This is a genomic window from Sphingobium sp. TomTYG65 (assembly GCF_055395525.1).
The window spans coordinates 318,591-341,337 of record NZ_AP027330.1 but is presented as its reverse complement, the minus strand read 5'-3'; the positions used below and the strand labels follow the sequence as shown (position 1 = coordinate 341,337).

At 62.4% G+C, this 22,747-nt stretch carries 19 protein-coding genes and 1 tRNA gene; 8 read left to right on the top strand and 12 right to left on the bottom strand.

Features of this window, described 5'->3' with window-relative positions; genetic code table 11:
* The first annotated feature begins 37 nt into the window (after positions 1-37).
* From ptsP to ACZ5Y5_RS01770, 4 genes are read left to right on the top strand one after another with little or no spacing between them, the layout of a single operon-like run.
* Positions 38-2,557, top strand: coding sequence for a phosphoenolpyruvate--protein phosphotransferase (ptsP, locus tag ACZ5Y5_RS01785; protein ID WP_464809506.1), 2,520 nt, complete (start codon positions 38-40; stop codon positions 2,555-2,557).
* Complete coding sequence (gene pfkB / locus ACZ5Y5_RS01780) at positions 2,557-3,498, top strand: 1-phosphofructokinase (protein WP_464809505.1); 942 nt, start codon at positions 2,557-2,559, stop codon at positions 3,496-3,498. The genes ptsP and pfkB overlap by 1 nt, the downstream gene beginning before the upstream one ends.
* A 23-nt stretch (positions 3,499-3,521) precedes the next feature.
* Entirely contained in the window at positions 3,522-5,213 is a 1,692-nt protein-coding gene (locus tag ACZ5Y5_RS01775; protein ID WP_464809504.1) for a PTS fructose transporter subunit IIC, read from the top strand.
* A 45-nt stretch (positions 5,214-5,258) separates the two neighbouring features.
* Positions 5,259-6,644, top strand: coding sequence for a carbohydrate porin (locus ACZ5Y5_RS01770; protein ID WP_464809503.1), 1,386 nt, complete (start codon positions 5,259-5,261; stop codon positions 6,642-6,644).
* 232 nt (positions 6,645-6,876) lie between these two features.
* On the opposite strand, the gene ACZ5Y5_RS01765 is transcribed toward ACZ5Y5_RS01770, so the two are convergent.
* The 4 genes from ACZ5Y5_RS01765 to ACZ5Y5_RS01750 all read right to left on the bottom strand — a co-directional run bounded on the left by ACZ5Y5_RS01765 (position 6,877) and on the right by ACZ5Y5_RS01750 (position 12,256).
* Positions 6,877-9,345 (bottom strand): TonB-dependent receptor, encoded by a 2,469-nt coding sequence (locus tag ACZ5Y5_RS01765; RefSeq protein ID WP_464809502.1) that lies wholly within the window; start codon positions 9,343-9,345, stop codon positions 6,877-6,879.
* Positions 9,346-9,517: 172 nt separating this feature from the next.
* On the bottom strand, positions 9,518-10,363 hold the full coding sequence (locus ACZ5Y5_RS01760; RefSeq protein WP_464809501.1) for an SMP-30/gluconolactonase/LRE family protein: 846 nt from the start codon (positions 10,361-10,363) through the stop codon (positions 9,518-9,520).
* A 527-nt stretch (positions 10,364-10,890) separates the two neighbouring features.
* A complete protein-coding gene (locus tag ACZ5Y5_RS01755) occupies positions 10,891-11,199 on the bottom strand; it encodes an alkylphosphonate utilization protein (protein ID WP_464810442.1) in 309 nt (102 codons plus the stop codon).
* A 349-nt stretch (positions 11,200-11,548) separates the two neighbouring features.
* Positions 11,549-12,256 carry a hypothetical protein gene (locus tag ACZ5Y5_RS01750; protein ID WP_464809500.1) on the bottom strand — a complete coding sequence of 236 codons (708 nt, stop codon included), beginning with the start codon at positions 12,254-12,256 and terminating at the stop codon, positions 11,549-11,551.
* Between the two features lie 326 nt (positions 12,257-12,582).
* Between ACZ5Y5_RS01750 and ACZ5Y5_RS01745 the strand changes: the two genes are divergently transcribed.
* Entirely contained in the window at positions 12,583-13,914 is a 1,332-nt protein-coding gene (locus ACZ5Y5_RS01745; protein ID WP_464809499.1) for a recombinase family protein, read from the top strand.
* Positions 13,915-14,105: 191 nt separating this feature from the next.
* Here ACZ5Y5_RS01745 and ACZ5Y5_RS01740 read toward each other — a convergent pair.
* From ACZ5Y5_RS01740 to ACZ5Y5_RS01720, 5 genes are all read right to left on the bottom strand, one after another.
* A tRNA-Arg gene (locus tag ACZ5Y5_RS01740) sits at positions 14,106-14,182 on the bottom strand.
* A 34-nt stretch (positions 14,183-14,216) separates the two neighbouring features.
* Entirely contained in the window at positions 14,217-14,693 is a 477-nt protein-coding gene (locus ACZ5Y5_RS01735; protein WP_464809498.1) for a DUF1178 family protein, read from the bottom strand.
* Entirely contained in the window at positions 14,690-15,520 is an 831-nt protein-coding gene (locus tag ACZ5Y5_RS01730; protein WP_464810441.1) for a carbon-nitrogen hydrolase family protein, read from the bottom strand. Before ACZ5Y5_RS01730 ends, ACZ5Y5_RS01735 begins: the two co-directional genes overlap by 4 nt.
* A gap of 5 nt (positions 15,521-15,525) precedes the next feature.
* Complete coding sequence (gene grxC / locus ACZ5Y5_RS01725; RefSeq protein WP_464809497.1) at positions 15,526-15,783, bottom strand: glutaredoxin 3; 258 nt, start codon at positions 15,781-15,783, stop codon at positions 15,526-15,528.
* A 44-nt stretch (positions 15,784-15,827) separates the two neighbouring features.
* Entirely contained in the window at positions 15,828-16,577 is a 750-nt protein-coding gene (locus tag ACZ5Y5_RS01720; RefSeq protein WP_464809496.1) for a double zinc ribbon domain-containing protein, read from the bottom strand.
* A gap of 44 nt (positions 16,578-16,621) precedes the next feature.
* Between ACZ5Y5_RS01720 and ACZ5Y5_RS01715 the strand changes: the two genes are divergently transcribed.
* On the top strand, positions 16,622-17,470 hold the full coding sequence (locus ACZ5Y5_RS01715) for a methyltransferase domain-containing protein (protein ID WP_464809495.1): 849 nt from the start codon (positions 16,622-16,624) through the stop codon (positions 17,468-17,470).
* A gap of 96 nt (positions 17,471-17,566) precedes the next feature.
* Here the strand turns inward: ACZ5Y5_RS01715 and ACZ5Y5_RS01710 are convergent, their stop codons facing one another.
* Positions 17,567-18,535, bottom strand: coding sequence for a diacylglycerol/lipid kinase family protein (locus ACZ5Y5_RS01710; RefSeq protein WP_464809494.1), 969 nt, complete (start codon positions 18,533-18,535; stop codon positions 17,567-17,569).
* A 4-nt stretch (positions 18,536-18,539) separates the two neighbouring features.
* Positions 18,540-19,037, bottom strand: coding sequence for a DUF2141 domain-containing protein (locus ACZ5Y5_RS01705; RefSeq protein ID WP_464809493.1), 498 nt, complete (start codon positions 19,035-19,037; stop codon positions 18,540-18,542).
* A 136-nt stretch (positions 19,038-19,173) separates the two neighbouring features.
* On the opposite strand from ACZ5Y5_RS01705, the gene lptF reads away from it, so the two are divergent.
* Together lptF and lptG are read left to right on the top strand one after the other, a co-directional pair.
* Positions 19,174-20,385: an LPS export ABC transporter permease LptF gene (gene lptF / locus ACZ5Y5_RS01700; protein ID WP_464809492.1), complete on the top strand. Its 1,212-nt coding sequence runs from the start codon at positions 19,174-19,176 to the stop codon at positions 20,383-20,385.
* Between the two features lie 4 nt (positions 20,386-20,389).
* A complete protein-coding gene (gene lptG / locus ACZ5Y5_RS01695) occupies positions 20,390-21,490 on the top strand; it encodes an LPS export ABC transporter permease LptG (protein WP_464809491.1) in 1,101 nt (366 codons plus the stop codon).
* Positions 21,491-21,593: 103 nt separating this feature from the next.
* Here the strand turns inward: lptG and ACZ5Y5_RS01690 are convergent, their stop codons facing one another.
* Positions 21,594-22,661: a fatty acid desaturase family protein gene (locus tag ACZ5Y5_RS01690; RefSeq protein ID WP_464809490.1), complete on the bottom strand. Its 1,068-nt coding sequence runs from the start codon at positions 22,659-22,661 to the stop codon at positions 21,594-21,596.
* Positions 22,662-22,747: the final 86 nt, after the last annotated feature.

The following is a 22,747-nucleotide window of genomic DNA, read 5'->3' as shown; positions in this document are numbered from 1 at the left end:
TCTCATATTAACGAGATAAATTGGAGAGTCGTCTGAAATGCTTGCTTCCGCTGCACCGTTGCGCCGCGCCGACGAACTTGTGCGCATCGCCGCTCGCGCCGCCGACAAGGAAGACGCGATTCGTCAGGTCGGACAGTTGCTCATCGCTGCCGGCTGCGCCGCGCCTGGCTATGATGAGAGCATGGTTCGCCGCGAAGCTGTGGCCAACACATTCCTGGGTGCGGGTGTCGCCATTCCCCATGGGCTTGGCGAAGACAAGGGACTCGTTCGCCACGACGGCATCGCGATCTTGCAGTTGCGCGACGGCGTCGAGTGGAATCCAGGGCAGAAGGCGCACCTCGTCGTCGGCATTGCCGCGAATTCAGACAGCCATATTTCCATCCTGCGTCGGCTGACACGGCTTATCCAGGACGATGCCCGAATCCAGGCGCTGGTCGCTACCGACGATGTGGATGCGATCACATCTGCGCTACGCGAAGACGGTCCATCTGCCCCGGCAACGCCGGCCGAGGACTATATCGAGACCGCGACGTGGACAGTCGACTATCCGGCGGGCCTCCATGCCCGGCCAGCATCGGTCTGGGGCGAGGCGGCGCGTGGGGCAGCGGCGCGGCTGCGCGTCCGCCACGGCAGCGAGACCGCCGATCCGCGCAGTCTCGTATCGTTGCTCCAGCTGGGGCTCAAAGCCGGAGACAAGGTGGTCTTCTCGGCCGATGGACCTGATGCGCGCGTGGCGCTCGACACCTTCGTGACTGTGGTTCGCCGCTTGACCGCCCGCGAAAGGGAGGATGCCGAGCGCGCTGCCGCCAAGGTTGCGGGCATCGTGCGCGGCTGGAAACCGGTTAGCGACCTGAAGGCGATTATCGGCGTTGCGGCCAGCCCGGGTCTTGCCATTGGCAAGGTTCATGTCATTGCGGCGGCCGAGCTTGTCGTGCAGGACGAGCCAGTCGATCTCGTGACTGGCGGTGCGATGCTCGACGCTGCGCTCAAGCGCACGCGCGCACAGATGAAGGCGTTGATCGACGATACCACGCGCCGGCTAGGCGCTGGCGACGCGGCGATCTTCAAGGCGCAGGCTGACCTGCTCGATGACACCGATCTCATAACCCTGACCTGCCAATTGATGGTCGAAGGGCATGGCGTCGCCTGGGCATGGGACCAGGCAGTGGGACGGATCGCAGGGCAGCTCTCAGCGCTCGGCAATCCGGTTCTGGCGGCGCGAGCGGCTGATTTGCACGATGTCGGCCGACGCGTCCTGGCCGCGATCGACCCGTCGCTGGCCACGGGATCGCTCGCCGACTTGCCGGACGCGCCTTCGATCCTGATTGCGCCCGATCTTTCGCCGTCCGACACCGCAACGCTCGATACCACCCGTGTGGTCGGCATCGCTACTGCGCTTGGCGGTCCCACCTCGCACAGCGCCATCCTGGCACGCACCCTGGGCCTACCCTCGATCGTCGCAGGCGGCGCCGATCTTCTCGCATTGCCGCCTGGGGAAACCGTGATCGTCGACGGCGATAGCGGGCGTGTCTGGCTCGATCCGTCCGACGCGGACCTTGATTCAGCAAAAGCATGGATTGCCGATTTGGCGGACAAGCGTGCCGCCGAGGCCGCAGAGCGCACCCGCCCGGCGGTGACCCGTGATGGTTGCGAAATAGCGGTTGCCGCCAACGTCAATCGACCCGATCAGGTGGCGTTCGCGCTCGCCCAGGGCGGCGAAGGCGTCGGCCTGATGCGTACCGAACTCCTGTTCCTCGAACGCGGCGACACGCCCGACGAGGAGGAGCAGGAGACGATCTATCGCGGCATGATCGACGCGTTGGGCGCCGATGGACAGCAGCGGCCGCTGATCGTCCGCGCACTTGATATCGGCGGCGACAAGCAGGTGCCGCACCTTGATCTGCCGAAGGAGGAGAACCCCTTCCTGGGCGTGCGCGGGGCGCGCCTGTTGCTGCGCCGGCCGGATTTGCTCGATCCGCAGCTACGCGCGCTTTATCGCGCGGCGAAGGCGGGCGGTGACCTGTCGATCATGTTTCCGATGATTACCTCAGCCTGGGAACTCGTACGTCTGCGTGAACGGTGCGAGGCGATCCGCGTCGAAGTCGATGCGCCTGTCGTGCCGATCGGGATCATGATCGAGGTGCCGGCGGCAGCCGTGCATGCAAAGGCGCTCGCCTCCCATGCCGACTTCTTTTCGATCGGCACCAACGACCTGACGCAATATGCGCTCGCCATTGACCGCCAGAATCCAGATCTCGCCAGCGAGGCCGACAGCCTTCACCCGGCGGTGCTGCGGCTGATCGCGATGACGGTCGAAGGCGCCAAGGCACATGGTCGCTGGGTCGGCGTGTGCGGGGGCATCGCGGGCGATCCGTTCGGCGCGGCCTTGCTCGTCGGGCTGGGCGTCACCGAACTTTCGATGACCCCGCGCGACGTTCCGGCGGTGAAGGCCCGCATTCGCGCCTCCGATCTGGCCGCTTTAGAAGCGCTGGCCCGACGCGCGCTTGAGATGGAGGGAGCGGCCGAGGTGCGTGCGCTGGACGAGGAGCCGGCCTGATGCGTATCCATACCGTCACGCTCAACCCCGCGATCGACCAGACAGTGGCGCTCGACAGGCTGGTTCCGGGGGAGGTCCACCGCGCCACTTCCGTCCGCCAGAATGCTGGCGGCAAGGGCGTCAATGTTGCAAGTTGTCTCGCTGATTGGAAGCTGGGGGTCATCGCGCATGGCCTGCTCGGCAGTGACAATGCCGCTCCGTTCGACCAGCTCTTCGCGGCAAAGGCGATCGACGATCGCTTCATCCGTGTGGTCGGCTCGACCCGCGTCAATCTGAAGCTCGTCGACAGGCAAGGCACCACCGACATCAACCTCGATGGCATCGCGGTCGACGAGAGCCGCGTCGATATGGTCGTCGCGACACTCAGCGCCGCGGTCGAGGCGGGCGACCTCGTCATCCTGTCGGGCAGCGTTCCGCCTGGATGCCGGCATGACATCTATGCGCTGCTGGTCAGGCGGCTGCGGGGCATAGGTTGTCGGGTTCTGCTGGATACGAGCGGTGTACCGCTCACTCACGCGCTCAAGGCCGATGTGCTGCCGAATGTGATCAAGCCGAACCGCGACGAGCTTGCCGCCTGGCTCGGGCGCCCCCTCATGCACCGGATGGAGCTGGTCCAGACTGCCCGGCGGCTTCTCGATCGCGGTGTCGAGCTAGTGGTGATCTCGATGGGTGCGGAAGGCGCACTTTTTCTGTCGGCTCAAGGTTCGGTCGTGACGCGACTGGCGCTTGGCAACGTGACCAGCACGGTCGGCGCCGGTGATGCGATGGTCGCGGGGATCGCCGCGGCGTTCGACGAGGGCGCGGGCTTGGAACGTCTTGCCAGCCTCGCGACCGCCTTCGCCGGCGGCAAGCTCGGCATGGCCGGGCCGAACCTGCCTGCGCGCGGCGCGGTGGAAGCGCTCGCCGCGCAAGTTTCCATCTCCGGGCTCGAGACGGCCTGATGATAGCGACGAGGGAACGGATCATGAAAAGAATATTGGCCGTGATCGACGCCGGGAATAGTGATGTCCAGGCTGTGCTGGCGGCGGAAGCCTTGCGCAAGGCCGCGCGGACGGAAGGGCGTGCTCTTGAGATCAAGGTTCGCGAGAGCCATCAGCCGCTCGACGCCTTGCCGGACGATGGCGCCACCTTGCTGTTCGTCGGCGATGACGATGCCGCGCTCAGTCGGAAGGCAGATCGGCGCCTCAGCCTGGATGCCGTGCTGTCCGATCCAGCTGGCGCACTCCGCGATGCGGACGCCAGCACCCCGGCACCTGCCTCGCATGCTCCCTCGATCGTTGCGATCACCTCCTGCCCGACTGGCATCGCCCACACCTTCATGGCGGCCGAGGGCTTGCAGGAGGGCGCGAAGCAACTTGGCTACCCGATCCGGGTCGAGACGCAGGGATCGGTCGGAGCCGGCACGCCGCTCACGCCTGACGAAATCGCTGGGGCCGAGATCGTGCTGATCGCCGCCGACCGCGAAGTCGATCGATCGCGCTTCGCCGGCAAGCGGGTGTTTGCAAGCAGCACCAAGCCAGCGATCACCGGCGGCGCGAAGCTCATTGAGAAGGCGCTCGCCGAAGCGGCCGTTCAGGGTGGCGATCTTGCCGCGGCGGACGCCGCGCCACAGGCCGCGAAGGAGCGCGCCGGGCCGTACAAGCATCTTATGACCGGCGTGTCTTTCATGCTGCCCTTCGTTGTGGCGGGCGGCCTCCTGATCGCGCTGGCTTTCGCGCTGGGCGGCATCCACGCCAATGACGATGCCGCCGCCGGTACGCTCGCGCATACGCTCTTCGTCGTCGGCGCCAAGGGCGGGTTCGCGCTGATGGTGCCCGCGCTCGCCGGCTATATCGCTTATTCGATCGCCGACCGGCCGGGCATCGCGCCGGGCATGATTGGGGGCATGATCGCCGCGACGCTCGGCGCAGGTTTCCTTGGCGGCATCGTCGCTGGTTTCATCGCCGGCTATGGTGTCGACCAGCTCAACCGCTGGATCAGGCTGCCGAAGAATTTGACGGGCTTGAAGCCGGTGTTGATCCTGCCGCTGCTCGGCACGCTGCTGACCGGACTGCTGATGTTCTACGCCGTGGGCGCGCCTGTCGCCGCCGCGCTCGCTTTCCTCACCGACTGGCTGCGTTCGATGCAGGGGTCGAGCGCCCTAATGTTGGGAGCGCTGCTTGGCGGAATGATGGCGGTCGACATGGGCGGGCCGGTCAACAAGGCAAGCTATGCCTTCTCGGTCGGCCTCGTCGCGAGCCAGATCTACACTCCGATGGCTGCGACCATGGCGGCCGGGATGACGCCGCCGCTCGGTATTGCGCTCGCGACCTTCCTGTTCCGCGATCGCTTCACGGTCGAAGAGCGGGAGGCAGGGGCAGCCGCCGGGGTGCTGGGTCTTTCCTTCATCACCGAAGGCGCGATCCCGTTCGCCGCGCGTGATCCCTTCCGGGTCATCCCCTCAATGGTGGTCGGTTCGGCGTTGGCTGGCGCGATCTCGATGGCTTTCGGCGTTGAACTCAAGGTGCCGCATGGCGGCATATTTGTGCTGCCGATCCCCGGTGCGGTCACGCACCTCTTGGCTTACGCCGCCGCGATCCTGTCCGGAACGGTGGTGACGGCGCTGCTGGTGGGGATGCTCAAGCAGTCTCGCGCCGCCGCGCCCGCTACCGCGTGACATCTCGACACTAACGCCGGCGCGCCCGGCCCAAAGGAAGCTCCCATGTTCAAATCGCTTGAACACGCCTGCACCGCGGGCGTCACCGCCCTCGCTTTGGCTTTTGCGCTGGCTCCCGTGGCTCACGCGCAGGACAGCAACGTCGCCGATCCCACAACACCGCCGCCGCCGGCCCTGCCTGAACCGAAGGCCGATATGGCGCGCGCTTTCCAACCGCTGGCCGAGGATGGGATCACGCTCGCGCTGAGCTACACCGGCGAAGCCGCCGGCAATGTGAGCGGTGGCCTGCGGCGCGACGCCGCCTACACCGGACAGCTCTATGTCGGCGCCGACTTCGACATGGATCGCATCCTGGGAGTCAAAGGCGGCGTGATCCATTCCGCGGTCACCAATCGGCACGGCGACAGTCTCTCGGCGATCGCCATCGGCAACAACACGTCGGTACAGGAGGTATTCGGAACGCAAAACACGCATCTTGCGATCCTGACTTGGGAGCAGAAGCTGTTGGGCGACCATCTGACCATCGAGGCCGGCCGCAGCCAGGCGAACATTCATTTTCTGAACTCCCCGCTATACTGCAATTTCCAGACGAACTCGGCCTGCGGCAATCCGACCTTCGTCTTCAAGAACAGCAATTTCACTTACTTCCCGGCTTCCAGCTGGATGGCGCACGCCCGCGTCCAGTTCACACCGCGCTGGTTCCTCCACACCGGGGTCTATGAAGTGAACCCTGATCGCAAGCGCGCCAGTGACAACGGATTCAGCTTCAGCACTAGGAACGCGACCGGCGTTATCGTGCCATGGGAAGCCGGCTATGGCGACGATGCTGGTAAGACTCGTCTGCCGGGCCACTACATTCTCGGCGGCTGGTTCGATCGCGGCGATTATGCCGACCCCTTGCGTGACGAGACGGGCGGGATCGCCATCCTGACCGGCAAGCCGGCGGCAACACGCCATGGGCGTTCGGGCATCTATTTCCGGTTCGACCAGATGCTGACCCGTCCCGATCCCAATTCGAAGCGAGGCCTCGCCCTGTTCGGGGTCGCCATGACCAATCTATCGGGTCGCGTCGAGGAAAGCCATTTTCTCGAGCTCGGCCTGGTCCAGACCGGCACCTTCAAGGGGCGCGACGCCGACACGATCGGGTTCCTCATCAATGATCAGCGGTTCAGCGATCTGGCCGTGGAGCGGATGCGCGCCGCGCGCCTCTCGGTGGGCGGCGACGGCAATATCCGTCGCCACCAATATATGATGGAACTGGCTTATGGCGCGCAGATCAATGCCGCCATCCGCATCTCGCCCAATATCCAATATATCTTGCATCCCGACCAGACCGGCGCACCTTTCCGCACAAAGGATATCGGCAACGCCTTCGTCTTCGGCTTCAAGTTCACGATCGATGCGCCAACGCTGCTCGGAGCGCTGCGCTGATGCCTGTTGCAGCTTGTCGTCAGCGCGACAGGTCGCCAGCATGGCTGTCCAGCGGGGCCAGCTGCCGTTGAGATAGCGTCACCGGTATCGCGGCAAATCGGTGGGCCCACATCCAAATAATCATTGGACCAGCGTCTCCCTTCTGCAAGGAAGGCTCCGCCGCGTGTGAGCGTCGGAGCCTTCCTTTTTTACCCGCGAAGGCCGAAGCCGTTACGAGCCGATCATCACACCCTTAATCCGAACCGCCGAACTTGTAACGCGCACGCAGGCCGAACATTCGCGGTTCACCATACATTTGTGTCCAGGCACCGATCGTCTGGTAAGTGCCGGTATTGGTGATAGCGTAGAGCTTGTTGGTTAGGTTGGTGGCAAACAGTGACAGGTCCAGCCCGCTGGCAAGAGCATTCTTCCAGTCCAGCGTGGCGTTGAGCAAGCCGAATGCCGGCAGACGCACGCCCGGTTCGTTGGTCGTGCCGTCCGGGAATTTCTCCGTCGAGAACGGCGCGGTTTCCTGCGCATCCGTCCAGTTGTAGCTAACGAACAGGCTGAGGTTGCCGAACTTCTCAGCGGTCGGAATGGTGAAGCGACCATAGACGGACAGGATGTTGGGCGACAGATATTGCAATGGACGGCAGGTCATGTCTGCCCCGGCAAAGACCTTAGGCGAAGTGATGGACTGAGCCGTGCAATCCCAGACACCCGAGTTCGAGTCGAACTTGAATGACTTATAATGGGAAGAGGTGTGGCTGTAGTTCAAACCCAGTTCGATTTCGCGAATCGGCCGGATCATGGCCTCTACTTCCACACCCTTTATAACGGCCGAAGCAGTGCTGAGCGTGATCGCGCCGTTGCCGCCCGTGGCACTGTTGCGGTCACCTGCGGCGCGCTGGATGTTCGAATAATCCAGATAGAAGCCGTTGACGTTGAGGCGCGTCGCCATACCGCCGACCTCGAAGTCCGACTTGAAGCCCGCTTCATAGTCGGTGAGGTATTCCGGCCCGAAGGTCCGGGTGTTCGGAAACACTGCATAGGCGTTGAACCCGCCTGCCTTGTAGCCCTTCGTTACCTTCGCATAGAGCATCAGGTCGTCATTCGGCCGATAATCGATACCCACCGTCCAGTTCGGCGCCGAGCTTTTGAGATTGCCGGTAAACCGGCAATCCGCCAGCGGCGTCGCAGTAAATTGGGACTTCCAGGAGCAAAGGTTGATTACGGCACCCCCGCCGATCGGGATCGCCGACCACGACGCCGTAAAGCCCTCTACATGATCCCAGGTGTAGCGATACCCTCCAGTCAGTCGAACACGATCCAGCGCTGGCACAAACGCTCCGAGATCAAGGCTCGCTTGAGCATAGAGCGCCTTGGATTCATTGGTAACCCCGACCTGACTGGTGCCCAGGGCGCAGCCGGCTTCGGTCTTTCTACTGCAAACGTTGATGGAGAAGGACTCCATCAGGCCTGCAGGAGACTGTTTGAAGTAGAATCCGCCCACGGTGTAGGTGAGCCTGTTGTCCAGCGCATTGCCCTGCAACTGTAGTTCTTCGGTGAACAGTTTGTAGTAATCACGCGGCGACCGGCGACTCTCGACCGTCGTACCGGTGTTGTAGATCGGAGCGATCGTACCGTCCTGATCGTTCGAATAATAGGATTTGAAACGTGCATAGCTGATGATGTTGCGGATTTTTATATTGTCAGTCGCATCGAAGTCAGTGGTGTTTGTGATCCCCCAGGTCACTGTTTTAGCGAAATCATCCACGCCATGAGCGGTCTTGCGGGGACCAAGGGCGTTGGCTTGCGCTATCAGGTCAGTGTAATAATTGCAGTTCCCAGCAGAACGACAGAAATCGAATGACGGCACAAAACTGTCGAGCGCCCGAAAATATCCCGTATTAAACCCCTTCGCGATCGAGCCGGAACCGTTTGTCCGGGAATAGCCGTAATAAGCCATCGTATAGTTCTGGAGATTTTCGGTCGGGCTCAACAACAGGCCGAAGCGAGCCATGCGCCAGTGTGTGTCGTCGCGATCCTTACGCCAATTGACGTCATAGGTGAAACCGTCACGATCGCGCGTCGCACCGACCAGGCGGATGCTCACCTTGTCCGTGACCGGAACGTTGAGCATGGCTTCCAACTCGGTCATGTTATAATTACCGACGCCGCCGCCGATATAGCCTTCAAGCTGATCTGTCGGCTTGGCCGGAGTAAGCAGGATCGCGCCACCAGTAGTGTTGCGGCCGAACAAAGTGCCCTGTGCACCCGACAAGACCTGCACGCTCTGAAGATCGACGAAGTTACCCGGACCACCTTGGTTCGACAACGTGTAGCCGGATGGCAGAGGTACTTCATTCATGTAGACGACAACTGCGGGCGATCCCTGAAACGATGCCGACTGGCCACGAATGGAAGGCGACATGACGTCGCGCGACGCCTGACCATTGGGTGCGATGACCAACGATGGCACCGATGCCTGCATGTCCTGGAGGCTCGTGACGCCACGCTCCCGCAGCCCTTCACCTGAAACCGCGGTAATGGCGATGGGAACGTCCTGCGCACGTTCCTCACGCCGCGTGGCCGTTACGACAATCTCATCGATTGCAGTCTGCGCCAGTGCGATATCAGGTGCGATCAGCGCACCTGCAGCAACACCCGTAAATAACAGTCGGCCTGCATGCCGACGAAACGCTACAAATTCAGCCCCCATGTCATCCTCTCCTTATCTTCTCGTACGAGAACCGTTCTATATTGGAAAAACGATGGAAATTGCCGCCGACAGTTACCGTCATGCCGACCTGAGGAGCGCTGGCGTCACCGAAATGACCATTTAGGAACGATGACAGCTTCCCCCACATGAACTTTATCTGGTATCAATTCATTCAGGGCCTTCCTCCCGATGATCCCACATCCACGCGAACAACATCGATACGCCCGCTCCTGATCTTAACGGTCACTGTTGGATCATGATCTGAAGCGCAGCAGATGAACAGGTCGCGCCCATCCATTCCGCCCAGTATACAGGCATATGGCTGGGCGCCCTCAATCGGGATTTGCGTTAAGATCTCGCCGCCTTCGCGTACACGTATCACGCAGTTCGCAAGGGCAACGGCCACCCAAACGCAGCCTTCCGCATCAAGGCAGATGCCATCGGGTGAATAGCCGTCCAGATCAGCAAATGTCCGCCGATTGGAGAGCCGCCCTTCCTCATCGATGTCAAATGCGGTCAGGCGGAACGCGAATGTCTCGGCAACGATGAATGTCCGACCATCTGCTGTGATTACGCTGCCGTTTGGGCAATGCAGATGATCCGCCGCCATCTCCACGGTCCCATCGGGAGCGACTGCAGCGATGCATGTTGGTCGGGGCGCTTCACCACTGAAATAATCAAATCCGACATTGCCTGCATAAGCCCAGCCCCGATGATCAACGACCATGTCGTTGCTCTGCCCGGAATGCATATCCGCCAAGTCGGCATGCACCACCAATCGCCCATCGGAGCCTCTGCGATAAAGCCGACGCTCGTCCATCGACACTACCAGCAGGTCGCCATTTGGCAGCCAGCCCATGCCGGACGGCCCGCCTGGCACAGCGAAATGTTCGTGAACATTACCATCAGGATCAAGGACGTACACGGTTCCGCCGTGCTGGTCGGCAAACCACAAACGCCCTTCATGCCAGCGCGGCCCTTCCGGAAAGGCAAAACCGCTGGCGATGGTTCGGATCATGAGCGGCGCACCCACGCGAAGACCGCGGTGAGTTCTTTGGTTATAACCAAGCTCTTACCTCCCCACTGTCGCGCTATCGTTTGCGCCTTGCCGCAACGTTACGCACATCGGCAATTCTTGGCAATATGGCATGTCATTTTTGCGGAACGCGAATTGACTCCTGTCATGCAGATCGCTGCTCAGGGCTGAATATCTTGTTATACGCGTAACTATGACATATTCATCATGCGCATTTTTTTGAAGCGCTACGGTTGCAGGTCCGGCCTGATCGACCCTCGTTCACTGGCGCCTACCAGTGCAGATAAGGACGCAGAGGAATTCCTCCGTCTTGGTCAGCGCCAAGTCTTGGAGCATTCCCCGCGAGTAGCGTATGCGCTTGGGATCATCTTTGTCGCTGCCATTTTTGTGAGCAGGAGCGGCTTGCTCGCCACGGCGTGTGATCGCCCGCAACGCGTGCATATGAACTAAGGCGGTTATTCTGCTCCCGACGAAGCCGGCCTCACCGCGCTCTAAAATGTTATCCTATATCAGTGTTTGCGCACGAATTCAGCCCGAAGAACCAAGCCTTTGATGCCTGCATAGCGGCAATCAATTTCCTGTTGGTCACCGGTGAGCCTGATCGATTTGATCACGGTGCCTTTGCGCAACGTCTGGCCGGCGCCTTTGACCTTCAGGTCCTTGATCGTGATGACGCTGTCGCCGTCGGCCAGAAGGTTGCCGGCGGAATCACGTACCTCGATTTGGACGGCCTTCTGGGCATTCGTGGCAGCCTCTTCTGCGGAGAGCCATTCACCCGAAGCTTCGTCATAGACATAGTCTTCGTCCGTTGGGTTCATTTCAAGATCCATCTGGTTGTTGATCAGTTCAGCTTTGCGGCCGCAGCCGTTGCAGCTCCTCCACGATATAAGCGGGGCCAATCGTCTGAATATAGCGGCATGGCGCGCAGCATTGGCCAAGCTGTAAGATTTCCCCAATCTGGCCCGACCCCTCTGGCCAGTGAATGGCTGCTTTCGACCTTTCTCAGACGCTCAGGAGCGAATTTTGAGCGCCTAGGTCCGGTCGGTCCGCTTTTTCTCAGGGCGCCCGCGACGTGGTTGCCTTTTTCAGTCTGGTTCGTATGGCGATAGAACGAAGTCAACGTGCCACGAATTCACTTGGCAGCAGGTGCTATCAACACCAAAAACTTCACACAGTAAGATCATACAGCCGTTTCCATTCGCGGGTGTGTCGCAACGCGGGATCAGCATCGATAATGACTGCCAAGGCCTTCCCCATCTCGTAGGGCATTTGAGATCGGTCGTCTGCGATTAGCGCATCAAGAAGAAGAAGGGTCTCTGCCGGGAATCGTTGGGCAAAATCCATCGTCACTTCCTCCGGCTCTTTTGAAAGGCGGTAGGTTATCATGTCGAGATGCGGCACAGGTCGAAGCAGGCTGACAACGGTTCGAACGGCATCCGGGAAATTGTCACCGGATTGTTCGACCAAATGCACGAAGCCACGAGACGCGCTTTCAGTGCGGAACTTTACCTGACGTGGCCAAGCCTGCTCAATGAAGGGCTTTGCGAAAGCTTGCCATCTGCCTTCTTCAGACACGATTTGACTCAACAGCCAAAGCGCATCGCTTCTCCCCTTATCATCCAGAGCAGCCAGAACATCGCGTGCCTGCCGGAACGAGACTAGAGGAGCATCGACTCCTACCGGTTCGCTTAGCCGCACCATTTTCTGAACCAAGTGCCGCCTTTCAGATTCATCGAGCGACCAAGTTGGTTCGCTTCTCAGTATCGCTAATAGCGATGGACAGAGGACGCGCTGTGTTGGTTTCGATGGCCAATGGGAATTAACGGCAAAGCTATGCCAGACCGCTTCAGACAGCGGGTGATCGATCGCGAACATTGGCTGAACAACTCGATTTGTCCATTCCGGGAACCAATGATCGAGCCAAGGGAGATGCCGCGCCACTACACAGGCAGCGTGTCCGCCTCCGTCGCCAGTGGCTCCAAATAGCGCTTCAAAGCGTTCGCCCCACACCGTCCGGCATTGGCCCCTTTGCCGTTGCCTTGTCCGGCATGAGATCCCAAAGCGCCTCCGTCAGTACACCTATCGGGCTATTGATTGCCTTGCTGACAGACACCTCAGAGCGATCCTGGACGACGCCACCGACGGTCGTATGTCCTATACCGCTCTTAGTTACCTCTGCCGGGGCCGCGCCGTAAACGGCGATGACCCTGTCAAAGACGGCTAGAGCGCGGGAGCGATCCGCCTCGGCCAAGGCTTCCAAATGCTTCTCAAACCTGAGCTTCGCCCAGTTCGAGCGCGAGGTGATCGCCGAGCGCATCCGCGATAAGATCGCCCAGTCAAAAGCCCGGGGCATCTGGATGGGCGGCCCGGTGCCGCTCGGCTATTATGTCGTCGATCGCAAGCTCGTGCCCAATCCACAGGAGGCAAAGACTGTCGAGCATATCTTCCGCCGCTATCTGGCGGTGCCTTCGATCATGGTGCTGATGGAGGAGTTGAAGACGGCGGGCATCGTCACCAAGCGGCAGACCATGCGCGACGGGTCCGTTCGCGGCGGCCAGTCATTCGTGCGTGGACCGCTCCATCATCTTATCGCCAATCCCATGTACATCGGCAAGATCCGGCATCGCGACCAGGTCTATGACGGCGAGCATCCGCCGATCATCAATCAGGCGCTGTGGGATGCGGTGCAAGCGAAACGCGCAGGAGCGATCGGCACCCGCCGCGCAGGCGGCAATAGCGAACATAGCAGCCTGCTCACGGGCATGATTCGAGACCATGTCGATCGGCCAATGTCGCCCAGCCATGCCGTGAAGCAGAAGCGCCGCTATCGTTATTGTGTGTCCAACATTGCATCCGCCACGAACGAGGCAGCGATCAGGGCCCCTGCTCTGCGGTTGCTAGCTATCGATCTGGAGCAAGCCGCAGTTGATGCAGCCGCTGCGCTCCTGGCCGATCCGCAAACCATCATGGTGCTGCAGCAGGTTGAAGCCCAAACGACCAGGTGCCGGATCGATGCCGGCCAGGCACTTGGATCGGCGATGCGCGGCAAACGGAAGAGCGAGGTTCGTAGAACGCTGCAAGCTCTCGATCTTGCTATTATGGTCCACGCCGACAGAATCGACGCCTCGATCAGCCGCCTCCGTCATGTTGCGTTGCTGGATGGCACGGCGCCAATCGTGGAAGACGACGGCCACCGCCTGCCGCTCCACATCGAAACCGCGCCGGATCGGCGTGGGCGCAATCTCAAGCTGGTGGTGCGATCAGGCGAAGAGCAGAAGCCCAACGTCGATCTGGAGCTGATCGCTCTGATCCGCAAAGCGGAAGTGGCTCGGCAGCAGCTCTTCACGCAAACTTCCGCGACGAACGATCGCAAAGCCGAGCGGGTCGCGCGACTGGCTTTCCTCGCGCCGGACATCATCACCGCCATTCTCGAAGGCCGACAACCGGCGACACTCACGTCCCGGCGACTCATGAAGCATGCTGCCATTCCGCTGGACTGGAAAGGGCAGCGCGAGGCGCTCGACTTCCAGTGAGCCTTGGCAAAACCGTGTACCACCCAAAGGGGCCCCGTTAGACGCGGGGTCTTTTTTGTGGCTCTGAGGCCCAAAAGCACGTCTCTGCGGCACTCGGTTCTGCGGCACCTCGACAGAATGGCGCGGAACTGCGCCATTTTCGAGGCCCGGCACAGGCACTGCCTAAAAGGCCTCGTAAATACGAGAATGCGTGGTGCACCCGACGGGATTCGAACCCATGGCCCTCAGATTAGGAATCTGATGCTCTATCCTGCTGAGCTACGGGTGCCCGGTGACGGCTCTATGCTGCGCGGCTGTCGCGGTCAATTCTTCGCTTCGGGGGGTATGACGGGAAACAGCAGGGGCGCGACCTCGACGCCTTCCGAAAGCAGAGCCCGCGCTTCTTCCGGTGCCACTTCGCCGTGGATGCTTTCCCGGTCCTTTTCGCCGTAATGCATCGCGCGCGCATGTTCGGCGAAGCTCCTGCCGACCCAGGTTGAATCTTCCAACACCTTTGCCTGCGCCTGGGCGAGAGACTGAATGATCTCGCGCATCCGCGCCTCGTCGCCAGCGAGCGCCACCGGCGCAGTCGGCGTGGCGGCTGGAGGAGGCTCAACAGAGCGCTGATTGCCCTTGGCGGCAACAGCTGGCGCCATCAGCGCCTTGGAAATATCAGGATCGCCGCAGATGGGGCACATCAACAACCCGCGCGCAGCCTGATCCTCATAGTCCCCGCTTGAACCGAACCAGGCTTCGAACACATGCCCATGGGCACGGCATTTAAGGTCGAAAACAATCACGAAAGCGTCACGTCCACAGGTAGGATGCGCCGGTTGGCGATCGCGGGCACCCGCCCGCGCACCTCCTCTACGCGCGACAGATCGATTTCCGCAAGGGCAAGCCCAGCCAGAGCGCCCATGTCCAGCACAACCTCACCCCAGGGGTCGACGATCAGGCTGTGACCGTAAGTCTCCCGCCCATCCTCATGCCGCCCCGTCTGCGCTGCGGCGATGACGAAGCAGCCCGCCTCGATCGCTCGGGCGCGCAGCAGGACGTGCCAATGCGCCTGGCCCGTCGGCACAGTGAAAGCGGCAGGCATCAGCAGCACTGTCGCGCCTGCATTGGTGAGGGCTCGGTACAGATCCGGAAAGCGCATGTCGTAGCAGACGGAAAGACCCATGCGCGCCCAGGGCGTATCTACCGCCACCACTTGCTCGCCCGGCCCATATACCGACGATTCCCGCCAGCTCTCGCCCGTCGCGAGATCAACGTCGAACAGATGAATTTTGTCATAGCGCGCGCGAATGGCTCCATCCGCATCGATCATGAAGCTGCGATTGGCCCAGCGCCCGTCGCTACGCTCGTCTTTCAGCGGCAGCGATCCCAGATGCACCCAAAGCCCGTGCCTCGCCGCGGCGTCACGCACTTGGGCAAGGACCGGATCGTCCGCTTCGCTGTGCAGGGTGGCGGCAGCGCGAGAGCGGTCGCGGTCCAGATAGCCCGCCATTTCGGGGGTGAACAGCATGTCCGCCCCCTCGGCCGCAGCGCGCGCGACCATCGCGGCAATCGCTGCACCATTGGCGGCGGGATCGATGCCGCTCGTCATCTGGAAGATCGCGGCGCGCATCTTGCTCACAGGCCCAGCAACGGGTCCAGCTTGCCCTGGCGGTCCAGCGCCGCCATGTCGTCGCTTCCGCCGATATGCCTGCCGTCGATGAAGATTTGCGGCACGGTCGTCCCGCCATTGGCGCGTTCCAGCATTTCGGTCCGCTGAGGGCCGCCCATTGTGATGTCATATTCGTCGAACAGCACGCCTTTGCTCTCCAGCAGCGACTTCGCTCGCGCGCAATAGCCGCACCATGCCTTTGTATAGATTTCCACCTTCGCCATTACATACTCCTTGCGGGCTGAAATTGTGGCTGAACGATCCTTTGTCAATCGGAGCCTTCCGCGCCTTCCGGCAAGGCCCGCGCCCAGCACATCAGGTGAACGCTGGAAGCGCCGCCCCGTTTCAGCACCCGAGCGCAGGCCGCAGCCGTCGCCCCGCTGGTATGCACATCATCGATCAGCAGCACCGCCCGCCCTTTCACCTGATGCCCCGGCGACAATGCGAACGCGCCGCGCACCGCCTTTGCCCGTTGCCCCGCATGCATGCCCCGCAATGGCTGGGTGGCGCGGGTGCGCAGCAGACCATGCTTGTCCACCGGCAGCCCCGATGCCCGTCCCAGATGATCAGCGATCAGGGCCGACTGGTTGAAGCCACGCCACCATAGCCGCCAGCGGTGAAGCGGCACCGGCACGATCAGCGGGGGCGTGTCCAGGGCGGGCAACCTGCGCTCCATATGCCGCGCGATCAGCCGCGCGAGGCCAATGCGCCGCCCATATTTCAGCCGCAGCGCAACCTTTCGCGCGACATCGCCATAGGCCAGCACAGCCCGCGCACTATCGAAGGGCGGTGGATCGGCGAGGCACGCGCCACAGGCCGCGTCCTTGCCACGATCATGCTCGAACGGCACGCCACAGCGGGCGCAGCAAGGCTCACTCAGGAAACGCATTCCACCCCAACAGGGCAGGCAGAAGGCGTCGTCCGCCTCGACGATCGCCCCACAACCGGGGCAGCGCGGCGGCAGGGCATAATCCAGCACGGGGCGTAACGCGCCCTTGAGAATGGCAGCAAGCGGCATGATCTCCCTTGTTCCCGTTCCGCCCCCGATGCACAAGGCCCCCCATGACCCAGCCCGACATCTTCGATCGATCCCTGCGCGCCCGGCGGCGGGATCGTATGATGGCCCGATTTGCAGATCATGACTTCCTCTACCGGGCCATGTTGGACGAATTGCTCGATCGGCTTACCGACGTTCAGCGCGACTTGCCTGAGGCGCTCGTCATCGGAAGCCCCGACGCCACCGCCCGCACCGCGCTGGAGGCGATGGGGAAGCGGGTCATCTGCGCCGATCCCGGCTTCGTCGCCGCTCGCGCGCAAGGGGGAGTGCAGGCGGAAGAGGACGCGCTGCCCTTTGCCGATGACAGTTTCGACCTGGTTCTGGCCTGCGGAACGCTCGACAGCGTCAATGACCTGCCCGGCGCGCTCATCCTGATGCGGCGGGTGCTGCGGCCCGACGGCCTGGTGCTGGCGGCCTTTACCGGAGCAGGCACCCTGCTCCGCCTGCGCGCGGCGTTGATGGCTGGCGAAGGCGACCGGCCGCACCAGCATATCCATCCGCAAGTCGACGTGCGCGCGGCAGGCGACCTGCTGAGCCGCGCCGGTTTCGCGATGCCGGTGGCGGACAGCGAGACGCTGACGGTGCGCTATGGCGACATGGTGCGCCTGATGCACGATCTGCGCGGCATGGGCGCGGGAAATGTGCTGGCGTCGCACCCCCCCGCCCTGCGGCGCGACACCCTGATCGGCGCGGGCCAGCATTTCGCCGCCGCGGCCGACGCGGATGGGCGGACGGCAGAGCAAATGGCGATCCTATATCTGAGCGGCTGGAAACCGGACCCGAGCCAGCCCAAGCCCGCGCGCCGGGGCAGCGCCACCGTTTCGCTGGCGGAGGCGCTCAAGCGGAAAGAATGACTCCAAACTCTTCATTCCAGCGAAAGTCCGAATCTGGGTTGAAGCACGCGCCCGGATCGAGACCCCCAGCTTCCACTGGGGCGACGGTAAGAAAACCTAAGCCGCCAGCCTTAAAAACGGCACCGGCTCTGTCGATCGCAGCACGATGGGCTTGCCCTCGGACGCCTCGAACAGTTCGCCGTCCAGGATGACGCTGCTATGATCGCCTTCGATCCGGATGACGTCGCCCTGTTCCAGATGGACGCCTTGCACCTGCGACTTACCCACGCGGCGCGTGATGCTCGCCCAACCCAGCCGCAGCAGCGCGGGCAGGCTTTGATCGACGGCCATCAGCTTCATATTGCCCCGGCGGCTGTCACCCGCCTGCACTCCCAGCAACAGCCGATCGAGCGTCGTGACGATCAGCACCGCAAAACGCCCGGCAAGCTGCCCCTCACGGATCAGGCTGATCCGCACGGGATGGCTTGATTGCGGCAGGAACCGCGCGCGGATGCCGAAGATCAGCGACACCAGCACGGCGATCACCGTCAGGAAATGGCTGAGCCCGTTCGACAGGCCGAGCGGATAAATCTGGTTCCGGCAATATAGCATGTAGTCGGCAAGGCCCGCGCCGCCGAGGAACATGCCCAGCACCGGGCGCGATTCCGCACGCCCGTCCGACAATGCGATCAGCTCACGCGCAACCACATGATCATCGACGCCAGCCTTGGCGATCTGCACGATCCGTTCCAGCGCCTTGATCGGATCGCCATGGATGCCAAGGTCGAGCGCGATAAGGTTTGTCTTGCCATTGGGCAGCACCGCGATTGGCGGCACCCGCCCCGTGAAATGCTCGCCCTGATACAATTCGGTCAGCGCCGCCTGAACCGTGCCGTCGCCGCCATTGATGACGATGACGACCGGATCGACGCGAGCGATGGTCTGCAACGCCCGGCCGATCTGATCGACATGTTCCACCTCATAATGGAAAATGTCGGGGTTGCTGGCGCAATAGCTGCGCACGCGCGGAAGCGTCTGCCGGTTGCCCGTGGACTTGGGATTGGACAGGAGCGCGACGCGGACCATGGGATCAGGACATATATTGGAGTTTGATGGTGATGCGGGTCACGCCTGGCCCGACCTTCACAGCGGCCTTGTCAACCGACGGCTTGCCCAGGTTGAAGATGCTGATGGCAGGATTGTTGGAAAATCCGCCGCCATCGCGCGAAATGCTCGTCTTGCCATTGCCGTCGCGGTCATGCCGCACGGCGATCGCATAGCGCCCGGGTTCAGGCACCGGCACACAGAAACGCATGCCGCCATTGCTGGGCCGCACCACAGTATCGATACGGTTGAGCCAGGCGCCCTTCGCCAGCCAGGCGTTCTTGGTGGCGGGATAGGATTGCACGCGCACCTTGCCCGTCGCTGCGGCAAAGCCACGCACATCGACCAGAAGCGCGGGGCCCTTGGCAGATGCGCCGCACCGATCCAGATCGTTGCTGATTTCCTGTCCATGGGCCAGGGCCGGAACAGCGGCGAACAGCACCCCTGCCGACAACAGACCCATCGCAACTTTGAACATGACCATCCAACTCCGTGAAGCTATAGCCGCCCGAGGAAATCGGACGGCGAGCCCCTGTTCGCCCCCGCGAACTTCATTTCCGTGATTCTGCTATGGGCGGGGTTTGCGGCCAAATCATGGTGATGGGACGACCACATAGAGAATGCTGACCGCCACCGACCGATATCTCGCCCGCCTGATTGCGCTGCCGATGCTAGGCACGCTGGTCATTTCCGCGATGCTGCTGGTGCTCGACAAGATGCTCAGCCTGTTCGACTTCGTCGCGGCGGAGGGCGGCCCCGTCAGCGTCGTGTGGCGCATGCTCGCCAACATGATGCCGGAATATCTTTCGCTCGGCATCCCGATCGGGCTGATGCTGGGCATATTGCTCGCCTTCCGCAAGCTCGCCCTCTCGTCTGAACTGGACGTCATGAGGGCCGTCGGCCTGTCCTACGGCCGTCTGCTGCGCGTGCCCTACATGTACGCCATCGCGCTGGCGCTGCTCAATTTCGGCATCGTCGGCTTCGTCCAGCCGCTGTCCCGCCACGCCTATGAAGCGCTTCGCTTCGAACTGCGGTCAGGCGCGCTCGGCGCATCTATCAAGGTCGGCGAGTTCACCAGCCTGGGCAAACGCATGACGCTGCGGATTGAACGCAGCCTGGAAGAAGGCCGCAACCTTCAGGGTATCTTCGTGCGCGCCGTGGGCAAGGATGGGCAGACGGTAGCGGTCACGGCGGCGCAGGGCAGCTTCCTCGCAACGGACGACCCAGACACCATCATCTTCCGCCTGCGCGACGGCGTGCTGGTGAACGATGCTCCCAAATATAAATCGCCGCGCATCCTTTCCTTCTCCAGCCACGACCTTCCCATCGACTTGCCACAGATTGAGCGCTTCCGTGGCCGCAATGTCGATCGGGAGAAGACGATCCCGGAATTGGCGGTGATCGGCCATGACCCCGGCACACCCGAAAAGCTACGCAACGAAATCCGCGCCAATTTCCATTTCCGCATGGTCGAAGTGGCGATGATGCTGCTGTTGCCGCTGGCCGCGCTGGCCTTCGCCATCCCGCCCAAACGGTCCACCTCCGCGCTCGGCGTCTTTCTCTCGATCGTCTTCATCGTGACCTATCACAAGATCAACGAATATGGCCAAGGCGTCGGCGCGCTGGGCAAGGTCGATCCGATCATCGCGCTCTGGGGGCCATTCCTGCTGACCGCTGCGCTGATCTTCTGGATGTATCATGTCGTCGCGCATCGGCCCGGCGGGCAGCCGATCGGCGCGCTGGAATATGCCTTCGCCAAGCTCGGCAAGCAGATCGCGAAACTGCTGCGCTTCGGCAGGAAGCGCAACGCCGTGGCGCAAGGAGCAGCCTGACCCCATGCAGTTCGACTTCTTCCCCTCGCGCCAGATCAGCTGGTACATGGCGCGTTTGTTCCTGACACGGACCTTCGCCGTGCTGGCGCTGCTCGTCGTGGTGCTTCAGACGCTCGACCTGCTGGGCGAATCTGGCGACATTCTGGCCTATGCGGGCAATGGCGACGCGCAGCTCTGGCATTATGTCGGCCTTCGCGTGCCGCAGATCGTCGCGCGTTTCCTCCCCTTCTCCGTGCTGCTCGGCACGCTCATCATGCTGGCCAGCCTCAACCAGAATAGCGAGATCATCTCGATGAAGGCGGCGGGGCTGTCCGCGCACCAGATATTGGCACCGCTCATCGCCGCAGCGCTAGGGGTCGCGATCGTCAGCTATGCCTTCAACGAGCGCGTCGTCGCCCGCTCGACCGCCGCGCTCAGCGCATGGCAGGCGGTTGAATATGGCCCCGTGCCGCCCAACAGCGGCATCAAGGCCAATCCATGGGTGCGCGACGGCAATAATCTGGTCACTGCCGCCATCGTCGCGGGCCGTGGCACTGCCGTACAGCTGCGCAAGGTCGAGATATTCAATCGGGTCAACAACAGCCTGACGACCATCGTTCAGGCGCCCAGGGGCCATTATGACGCGGCGACGAAAAGCTGGGTGCTGGAGAATGCCCGCCAGTTCGACGTCGCGCGCGGGACAGAGCGGCAGGTCGGCACCGTTCGTTTCGGCCACGCTATCCGCCCGGACCAGTTCACTCTGGCGAAGGTCGACCCAGATGCAATGACGTTCAACGAGTTGCGCGCCGCCATCAGCGACCTGCGCGACGCGGGCCGCCCGACCGCGGAGCTGGAAGGCAGCCTTTGGCACAAATTGTCCGGGCCGCTCTCCGCGCTGCTGATGCCGATCCTGGGCTCCGTCGCCGCCTTCGGCCTGGCGCGATCTGGTCAGCTGTTCGTCAGGGCGGTGTTGGGCATGGCGCTCGGCTTTGCCTATTTCGTCGCCGACAATTTCTCGCTCGCCATGGGCAATCTGGGCGCCTACCCGCCGATCCTGGCCGCCTGGGCGCCCTTCTTCCTGTTCCTGCTGGTAGGCGAAACGGTCCTGTTCCGGACGGAAGAATAAGCTCCAGAAACTCACCGTCACCCCAGCGAAAGCCGGGGCCTCAGACGTTCCGCGGCCTCACCTGAGATCCCAGCGTTCGCTGGGATGACGGAGGAAGATCAGCTCACCGCCGGACCATGGTGCTCCGCGCGATCTTCCCCACCAGCGGCCACATGCCGGTGTAATTCCCGCGATGATAAGGCGACTCTTCGCCAAGGGCGGCGACAAGGCGAACATGCGCCTTGCCCAGCGCATGATAAGGCACGCTCGGCAGAAGATGGTGCAGCGCGTGATAGCGCAGGCCGACGGGGGCCCAGATCGCCGCAAGAGGGGAAGGCGGCGGCACGTTCACCGAGTCCAGATATTGCGCGGTCACCGTCATCGCCTCGCCCTCATTTTCCCAGAGGTGCGCGACCAGCGTGCGCAGCTGGTTGATGACGGTCATCGCCGAATGCACCGCCACGTAAACCAGCAGCGGCTTCCATCCCCAGACAAACACGCTGCCCACCAGCATCAGCGCGAACAGACAAGCGCCCGCTTCCTGCCACAGCCACTGGCGGCGGAAAGCCCCTTCGGGCGACCGGCGGCGATAGGCAGGATTGATCGACAGGGCGGAAAACTCGGCCACCACTTTCCGCCGTAGCGCCGGGACAATCAGGCTGAGGGGCGTCAGCACACCATAGCGCAGGATAAGCCCCACCGGCGCAAGCGTCGCGACCAGGATGAACAACGGCAGCGACCAGGGCTTCATCAACGCCAGAGGCAGATATTCCGGATCATTGACGGTGCCATAGCGCGTACGCGCATGATGCTGCGTATGCACATCCTCATACATGAAGGACGGGATCATGAGCGGAATGCCCACGATCAGGTTCCAGCCGAGCCGGAAGCCTGGCAGCGCATCCTTACGGATATGGGTCAGCTCATGGATGAAGCTCGCCGCGCGATAAAGCGCCAGCATGGCGACCACCCCACAGGCGACCGCCAGCGCCACATTGTCGATCAGGATAGCGCCCGCCAGCGCCGCATAGCCCAACAGCGCCGACGCGAGCATGTCCGGCCAATAGATCTTCGGGTTCGCCACCGCATATTCGCGCGCCAATTCCGCGGCCGCGCGCAGCATCGCCGTGTCGTCGGGAATCGCGAGGCGCTTGGCTGCTGCGCCCGCAATGATGGGATCATGCACAGTCATGCAGGCGCTCCTATACCGCAATTGCGCTGAAATCGTGGCAGCGACATGACAGTTCCGCCTTGGTCGCGCCATCCGACGAGGTCCGG

What these genes read in the sequence shown, in the direction of transcription:
- ACZ5Y5_RS01710 (WP_464809494.1), bottom strand. Translation starts at nt 18,535, where the DNA reads ATGGTCCGCGTCGCGCTCCTGTCCAATCCCAAGTCCACGGGCAACCGG.
- lptG (WP_464809491.1), top strand. Translation starts at nt 20,390, where the DNA reads ATGCAGTTCGACTTCTTCCCCTCGCGCCAGATCAGCTGGTACATGGCG.
- ACZ5Y5_RS01765 (WP_464809502.1), bottom strand. Translation starts at nt 9,345, where the DNA reads ATGGGGGCTGAATTTGTAGCGTTTCGTCGGCATGCAGGCCGACTGTTA.
- lptF (WP_464809492.1), top strand. Translation starts at nt 19,174, where the DNA reads ATGCTGACCGCCACCGACCGATATCTCGCCCGCCTGATTGCGCTGCCG.
- ACZ5Y5_RS01750 (WP_464809500.1), bottom strand. Translation starts at nt 12,256, where the DNA reads ATGTTCGCGATCGATCACCCGCTGTCTGAAGCGGTCTGGCATAGCTTT.
- ACZ5Y5_RS01690 (WP_464809490.1), bottom strand. Translation starts at nt 22,661, where the DNA reads ATGACTGTGCATGATCCCATCATTGCGGGCGCAGCAGCCAAGCGCCTC.
- ACZ5Y5_RS01760 (WP_464809501.1), bottom strand. Translation starts at nt 10,363, where the DNA reads ATGATCCGAACCATCGCCAGCGGTTTTGCCTTTCCGGAAGGGCCGCGC.
- ACZ5Y5_RS01705 (WP_464809493.1), bottom strand. Translation starts at nt 19,037, where the DNA reads ATGGTCATGTTCAAAGTTGCGATGGGTCTGTTGTCGGCAGGGGTGCTG.
- ACZ5Y5_RS01730 (WP_464810441.1), bottom strand. Translation starts at nt 15,520, where the DNA reads ATGCGCGCCGCGATCTTCCAGATGACGAGCGGCATCGATCCCGCCGCC.
- grxC (WP_464809497.1), bottom strand. Translation starts at nt 15,783, where the DNA reads ATGGCGAAGGTGGAAATCTATACAAAGGCATGGTGCGGCTATTGCGCG.
- ACZ5Y5_RS01720 (WP_464809496.1), bottom strand. Translation starts at nt 16,577, where the DNA reads ATGCCGCTTGCTGCCATTCTCAAGGGCGCGTTACGCCCCGTGCTGGAT.
- pfkB (WP_464809505.1), top strand. Translation starts at nt 2,557, where the DNA reads ATGCGTATCCATACCGTCACGCTCAACCCCGCGATCGACCAGACAGTG.
- ACZ5Y5_RS01715 (WP_464809495.1), top strand. Translation starts at nt 16,622, where the DNA reads ATGACCCAGCCCGACATCTTCGATCGATCCCTGCGCGCCCGGCGGCGG.
- ptsP (WP_464809506.1), top strand. Translation starts at nt 38, where the DNA reads ATGCTTGCTTCCGCTGCACCGTTGCGCCGCGCCGACGAACTTGTGCGC.
- ACZ5Y5_RS01770 (WP_464809503.1), top strand. Translation starts at nt 5,259, where the DNA reads ATGTTCAAATCGCTTGAACACGCCTGCACCGCGGGCGTCACCGCCCTC.
- ACZ5Y5_RS01775 (WP_464809504.1), top strand. Translation starts at nt 3,522, where the DNA reads ATGAAAAGAATATTGGCCGTGATCGACGCCGGGAATAGTGATGTCCAG.
- ACZ5Y5_RS01755 (WP_464810442.1), bottom strand. Translation starts at nt 11,199, where the DNA reads ATGAACCCAACGGACGAAGACTATGTCTATGACGAAGCTTCGGGTGAA.
- ACZ5Y5_RS01745 (WP_464809499.1), top strand. Translation starts at nt 12,583, where the DNA reads ATGACCCTGTCAAAGACGGCTAGAGCGCGGGAGCGATCCGCCTCGGCC.